The organism is Streptomyces sp. NPDC006552 (assembly GCF_040611655.1).
GTDB lineage: Bacteria > Actinomycetota > Actinomycetes > Streptomycetales > Streptomycetaceae > Streptomyces.
This window is the reverse complement of record NZ_JBEXOS010000133.1, coordinates 1-5,616: the sequence shown is the minus strand read 5'-3', so window position 1 is coordinate 5,616 and position 5,616 is coordinate 1. Positions and strand designations below refer to the sequence as shown.

The 5,616-nt window shown below is 70.6% G+C and carries 5 protein-coding genes and 1 pseudogene; 3 read left to right on the top strand and 3 right to left on the bottom strand.

The features are described 5' to 3' along the window. Positions 1–156: 156 nt before the first annotated feature. Positions 157–1,752, bottom strand: a complete 1,596-nt coding sequence (locus ABZY33_RS35775) for a cytochrome bc complex cytochrome b subunit (protein WP_356495895.1) — start codon at positions 1,750–1,752, stop codon at positions 157–159. A 184-nt stretch (positions 1,753–1,936) separates the two neighbouring features. Next, complete coding sequence (locus tag ABZY33_RS35770) at positions 1,937–2,548, bottom strand: YceI family protein (RefSeq protein WP_356495894.1); 612 nt, start codon at positions 2,546–2,548, stop codon at positions 1,937–1,939. A gap of 277 nt (positions 2,549–2,825) precedes the next feature. Between ABZY33_RS35770 and ABZY33_RS35765 the strand changes: the two genes are divergently transcribed. Further along, entirely contained in the window at positions 2,826–3,335 is a 510-nt protein-coding gene (locus ABZY33_RS35765; RefSeq protein WP_356495893.1) for a hypothetical protein, read from the top strand. Between the two features lie 18 nt (positions 3,336–3,353). On the opposite strand, the gene ABZY33_RS35760 is transcribed toward ABZY33_RS35765, so the two are convergent. Continuing rightward, positions 3,354–3,776, bottom strand: a complete 423-nt coding sequence (locus ABZY33_RS35760; RefSeq protein ID WP_356495892.1) for a MarR family transcriptional regulator — start codon at positions 3,774–3,776, stop codon at positions 3,354–3,356. Between the two features lie 168 nt (positions 3,777–3,944). Between ABZY33_RS35760 and eno the strand changes: the two genes are divergently transcribed. Together eno and ABZY33_RS35750 are read left to right on the top strand one after the other, a co-directional pair. After that, on the top strand, positions 3,945–5,231 hold the full coding sequence (gene eno / locus ABZY33_RS35755) for a phosphopyruvate hydratase (protein WP_356495891.1): 1,287 nt from the start codon (positions 3,945–3,947) through the stop codon (positions 5,229–5,231). 185 nt (positions 5,232–5,416) lie between these two features. Next, a pseudogene (locus ABZY33_RS35750) lies at positions 5,417–5,616 on the top strand (methylmalonyl-CoA carboxyltransferase); the annotation flags it as partial.

Here is a 5,616-nt window from a genome sequence, read left to right as displayed (position 1 = left end):
TCCCACAGCTGCTGCCGGTTGCGCGGGTCGAGGCCGGTGGTCGGCTCGTCCATGAACATGACCGGGGGCGAGACGACGAGCGCGGCCGCGAGGTCCCGACCAATGGGGGGTCGGCGAGCGCGACCCGGGCAAGACCGTGTGGTGCGAGTTCGGGGCTCAGTGACGCCCCGGGGTGGACTCCAGCTCCTCCCGGCGCGGCTTGGGGACGTGCGACGCCGGCCCGTACATCCACCGGGAGAGCCGGACCCGCACCCGGCCCGCCCTCCGCTGACCCGCGTCCGACAGGGCCGCGGGCTCCTCGTGCTGGGTCAGCCGGTACCGCTCCCCCCGCGGCAGCGGCTCGTGCAGCTCGACGTACTCGCCGTGCGGGAGGCGTTTGACGCGGCCCGTCTCGCGGCCGTGCAGCACCTTGTCGCGGTCCCGGCGCTGGAGGCCGAGGCAGACGCGCTTGGTGATGACGTACGCGAGGACGGGGCCGGCGATCAGCGCCACCCGGGCGCACCAGGTGATGGCGTTCACGGAGAGGTGGAAGCGCGTGGCGAGCAGATCGTTGCCGCCCGCGCCGAGCGCCACGAGGAAGCCGGTCAGCCAGGCCACGCCGAGGCCCGTCCGCACGGGCCGGTTGCGGGGCCGGTCCAGGAGATGGTGTTCGCGGTGGTCCCCGGTGATCCACGCCTCGAAGAACGGCCACACACCGATGAGGACCAGCCACAGCGGGAACGCGACGAGCGGGACGAGGATGCCCAGGTTGAGGGTGTGGCCCCAGAAGGCGTACTCCCAGCCGGGCATCACCCGCACCAGACCCTCCGCGAACCCGAGGTACCAGTCGGGCTGGGCGCCCGTGGAGACCTGGTCGGGGCGGTAGGGGCCGTAGAGCCAGACCGGGTTGATCGACGCGATGGCCGCGATCAGCGCCACGACCCCGAAGACGAGGAAGAAGAAACCGCCGGCCTTGGCGACGTAGACGGGGAAGAACGGCTGGCCGACGACGTTGCGCTCGGTCTTCCCGGGGCCCGGGAACTGGGTGTGCTTGTGGTAGAAGACGAGGATCAGGTGGGTCACGACCAGCGCAGCCATGATGCCGGGCAGCAGCAGGACGTGGAGGGAGTAGAAGCGGGCCACGATGTCGTCGCCCGGGAACTCGCCGCCGAAGAGGAAGAAGACGAGGTACGTCCCGACGACCGGGACGGCGAGCGTCATGCCCTCGATGAGCCGCATGCCCGCACCGGAGAGCAGGTCGTCCGGGAGCGAGTACCCCAACAGGCCCTCGAACAGGGCGAGGAAGAGCAGCAGCCACCCGAACAGCCAGTTCAGCTCGCGCGGTCTGCGGAACGAGCCGGTGAAGAAGTGCCGCATCATGTGCACGAACATCCCCGCCACGAAGACGAGCGCCGCCCAGTGGTGGATCTGCCGGATGAGCAGGCCGCCGCGCACGTCGAAGCTGATGTCGAGCGTCGAGGAGTACGCCTCCGACATCCGGACCCCGCTCAGCGGGACGTAACTGCCGTGGTACTCCACCTCGTTCATCGACGGGTGGAAGAAGAGGGTCAGGTAGACGCCGGTCAGGATCAGGATGACGAAGGTGTAGAGGCAGACCTCGCCCAGCAGGAACGACCAGTGGTCGGGGAAGATCTTCCGCAGGTACCTGCGGCCTAGGGTGTGGACCCCGAGCCGCCCGTCGACCCAGTCGGCGACCCGCTCGCCCGCCGCCGGTGCCCCCGGACGCCCGGCCCGGGTGGTGCTGTCGGACATGACTGCCTCCCGTCGGTGCTCACAGGTGTGACCCCGGGGGAGTGGTGAGATGTGACATCGGGAGCCGCCTTTGTGACTCAGGTCACGCGGGGCGGCTGTCCTGGCGGGGCCCGGACGTGCGAAGGGGCGGCCACGTGTTCCGTGGCCGCCACGACTTCGCGCACACGTCCGGTGCCGGGCCGGGTCAGGCGTTCTTGATCGCCGAGATGTCGAAGTTCAGCTTGATCTTGTCGGAGACGAGGACGCCGCCGGTCTCCAGCGCGGCGTTCCACGACAGGCCCCACGCGGAGCGCAGGAGTTCGGCCTTGCCCTCGAAGCCGGCGCGCTCGTTGCCGAACGGGTCCTTCGCGGAGCCGTTGTACTCCAGGTCGATGGTGAGCGGCTTCGTGGTGCCCAGGATCGAGAGGTCGCCGGTGATGCGGTAGTCGCTGCCGCCCAGCGCCTCGACGGACGTCGAGCGGAACGTCATCGTCGGGAACTCGTCGGTCTTGAAGAAGTCGGCGCTCTTCAGGTGGCCGTCGCGGTCCGCGTTGCCCGTGTCGATGCTCTCCATCCGCACGTCGAAGGAGGCGGTGGACCGGGCCGGGTCCGCGCCGTCCAGGTGCAGCTCGCCGGTGAAGTCGGTGAAGGCACCCTTCACGTTCGTCACCATGGCGTGCCGGGCGACGAAGCCGAGGGTGGTGTGCGCGGGGTCGACGGTGTAGTCGCCGGTGACGGCGGCCAGCCCCGGGTCGACCGTGGCGGTCGCGGTGGCGGTGGTGGTGTCGGTCTCGTTCTTGCGGCCGAAGATGCCCATGGCGTGCTCCTTGGGGACGGTCGGCACGGTGGGTGCCGGGTGATGTTGAACGTTGAACCATCAACACGAACGACTGTAGCGCGGTGAAGTTCAACTTTCAACATCAAGCGCGGTGTGTCCCTGCCGTGACCGTGCGTGCGTGCCGGTGCGACGTATTCGCCCGGAGATTGCGCGGGCACTCTTCCGGACGCGCGTAGAACCCGGCACCATCTCCTTGCTCCACCTGCACCACAGCCGTCTCACCGTCAGCACGGTCACCAGCAGGAAGGGATCCCCCATGCGCATCCGCTCGGCGCTCACCGCGCTCGCGCTCACCACCGGCGCCCTCGTCGCCCCCGGCTTCGGCGTCCTCGCCTCCGCCACCGACGCCTTCGCCGCCACCAAGATCACGCACGCCACCGCGACCTCGATGTTCAGCTCGGTCGGCATCACCTGGTCGTCCTCCGGCGGCTGCTCGAACCGGAACAACAGCACCTGCACCTCGTTCGACCAGCTCAACCTGGCCACCGCACAGGGCGCGCAGACCCTCAAGCGGGCCACCGGCTGCGCCCTCAACATCACCGGCGGCACCGAGACCGGCCACGCGAGCGGCACGTACTCCCACTGGAACGGCTACAAACTCGACTACGGCAAGAACACCTGCGTCACCAACTACATCAAGAACACCTTCGCCTACATCGGGCTGCGCGGTGACGGCGCGCCGCAGTACCAGTCGGGCTCGGGCAACATCTACGCCGACGAGGGCAACCACTGGGATGTCCTCTACTACAACTGCGGCGGCTGCTGAGCCGGATCCGCGCGAAGGTCAGCGCGCGGCGAGGCGCTCCATGAGGGCCGCGCCGCGCGCCAGCAACTCCCGCTCCTCGTCGCTGAGTTCGGCCTCGATGGCCTGGGCGAGCCAGCCGACGCGGCGGCCGCGCTCGGTCTCGAGCGCGGCCCGTCCGGCGTCGGTGAGCCGCACCAGGGACTTGCGGCCGTCGGTGGGGTGGGGGTGGCGGTCGACGAGCCCCTGCTCGCCCAGCAGGCCCACGGCGCGGGCCATCGACTGAGGGCGCACGCGCTGGTCGGCGGCGAGGTCGCTGGTGGTCATGGAGCCCGCGCGGTCCAGGGCGCCGAGCACGGCGACCTGCCCGAGCGGAATCCGGTCCTCGTGCTTCACGCGCCGCGTGAGCTTGCCCATCGCGGTACGCAGTTCGGCGGCGACGGCGGCGGATTCCGGGGAGGGCATACGGAACTTTAACCCGCAGGTCACGGGCGGCCACGGCTGTACAGCCGAACTGAACAGCATGACTGAACAGCTCAACTGAACAGCCATGCTGTAGAGTTTTGCTTGTCGGGCTCAGCGCCAGCGTCGTCGCAGCCGGGGTCCGGCACGCGACCAGGCAAAGGAACTCCCATGCCCGCACCGGCAGTTGAGTCCACCATCCGCACCGTCACCGCTCGCGCCGTCCTCGACAGCCGCGGTAACCCCACCGTCGAGGCCGACGTCCTCCTCGCCGACGGCTCGCTCGGCCGCGCCGCCGTCCCCTCCGGCGCCTCCACCGGCGCCCGCGAAGCCGTCGAACTGCGCGACGGCGACCCCCGGCGCTGGCACGGCAAGGGCGTCGACCGCGCCGTCGCCCACGTGCGGGGCGAGATCGCCGCCGCGGTCACCGGGCGTGACGCCGCCGACCAGGCCGGCCTCGACGCCGCCCTCATCGCCGTCGACGGCACCCCCGGCAAGTCCCGGCTCGGCGCGAACGCCGTGCTCGCGGTCTCCCTGGCCGCCGCCAAGGCCGCCGCGGCCGCCCACCGCCTGCCCCTCTACCGCTACCTCGGCGGCAGCGACGCCCGCGTCCTGCCGGTGCCGATGATGAACATCGTCAACGGCGGCGCCCACGCCGACAATCCGCTCGACTTCCAGGAGTTCATGATCGCGCCGGTCGGCGCGGCGAGCTTCGCCGAAGCGGTCCGGATGGGCTCCGAGGTCTTCCACACCCTGCGCCGTGACCTGCTCGCCGCGGGCCACTCCACCGGCGTCGGCGACGAGGGCGGCTTCGCGCCCGCCCTGCGCACCGCCGAGGAGGCGCTCGACTTCGTCATGGCCGCCATCGAGCGCACCGGCTACCGGCCGGGCCCCGACATCGGCCTCGTCATGGACCCGGCGACCTCGGAGTTCTACCGCGACGGGGTCTACGCGTACACCGGCGAAGGCGTCCGCCGCACCTCGGCCGAACAGGTCGACTACCTGGCCAAGCTGATCGACGCCTACCCCGTCGTCTCCGTCGAGGACCCGATGGCCGAGACCGACCTCGACGGCTGGCGGGAGCTGACCGCCCGGGTGGGCGAGCGCTGCCAGCTCACCGGCGACGACGTCTTCTGCACGGACGAGGCCCTGGTCAGGGAGGGCATCAGGACCGGCGTCGGCAACGCGGTCCTGGTCAAGGTCAACCAGATCGGCACGCTGACCGAGGCCCTCGGCACGGTCGGCGCCGCCCGGCGGGCCGGCTGGGCCGCGGTGATCTCCCACCGCTCCGGCGAGACGGAGGACACGACCATCGCGGACCTCGCGGTCGCCACCGGCTGCGGCCAGATCAAGACCGGTTCCCTCTCCCGCTCCGACCGCACCGCCAAGTACAACCAGCTCATCCGCATTGAGGAGGAGCTGGGAGCGACCGCGCGCTACGCGGGCGGCCTCGGCTGACCACTGCGGAGTGTGACAGGACTCTCACGGGTCGCTCTTGTCCGACCCCTACAAGCCGACAGGGGTGTGAGCAGCGACTTCGGCCCCACGCGGCCACGGTTCTGTTCAGGGCTACCAGGAAAACGAGCCGGAGACTGTGCGAAGTCGACGGCCCGTTTTCTTGGCCGGCTTCGTAAGGTCACTACATGACCGTTTTGGACGACACCGCCTCCACCCCCGGGGACGAGCCCACCGACGCCCGCGGGCGCGTGGCCGAGCTGCACGCGATCCGTGAGCAGGCCCTGCGCGGCCCGGGCGACAAGGCGACCGCGGCCCAGCGGGCCAAGGGCAAGCTGACGGCGCGTGAGCGTATCGCGCTGCTCCTGGACGAGGGGTCGTTCACGGA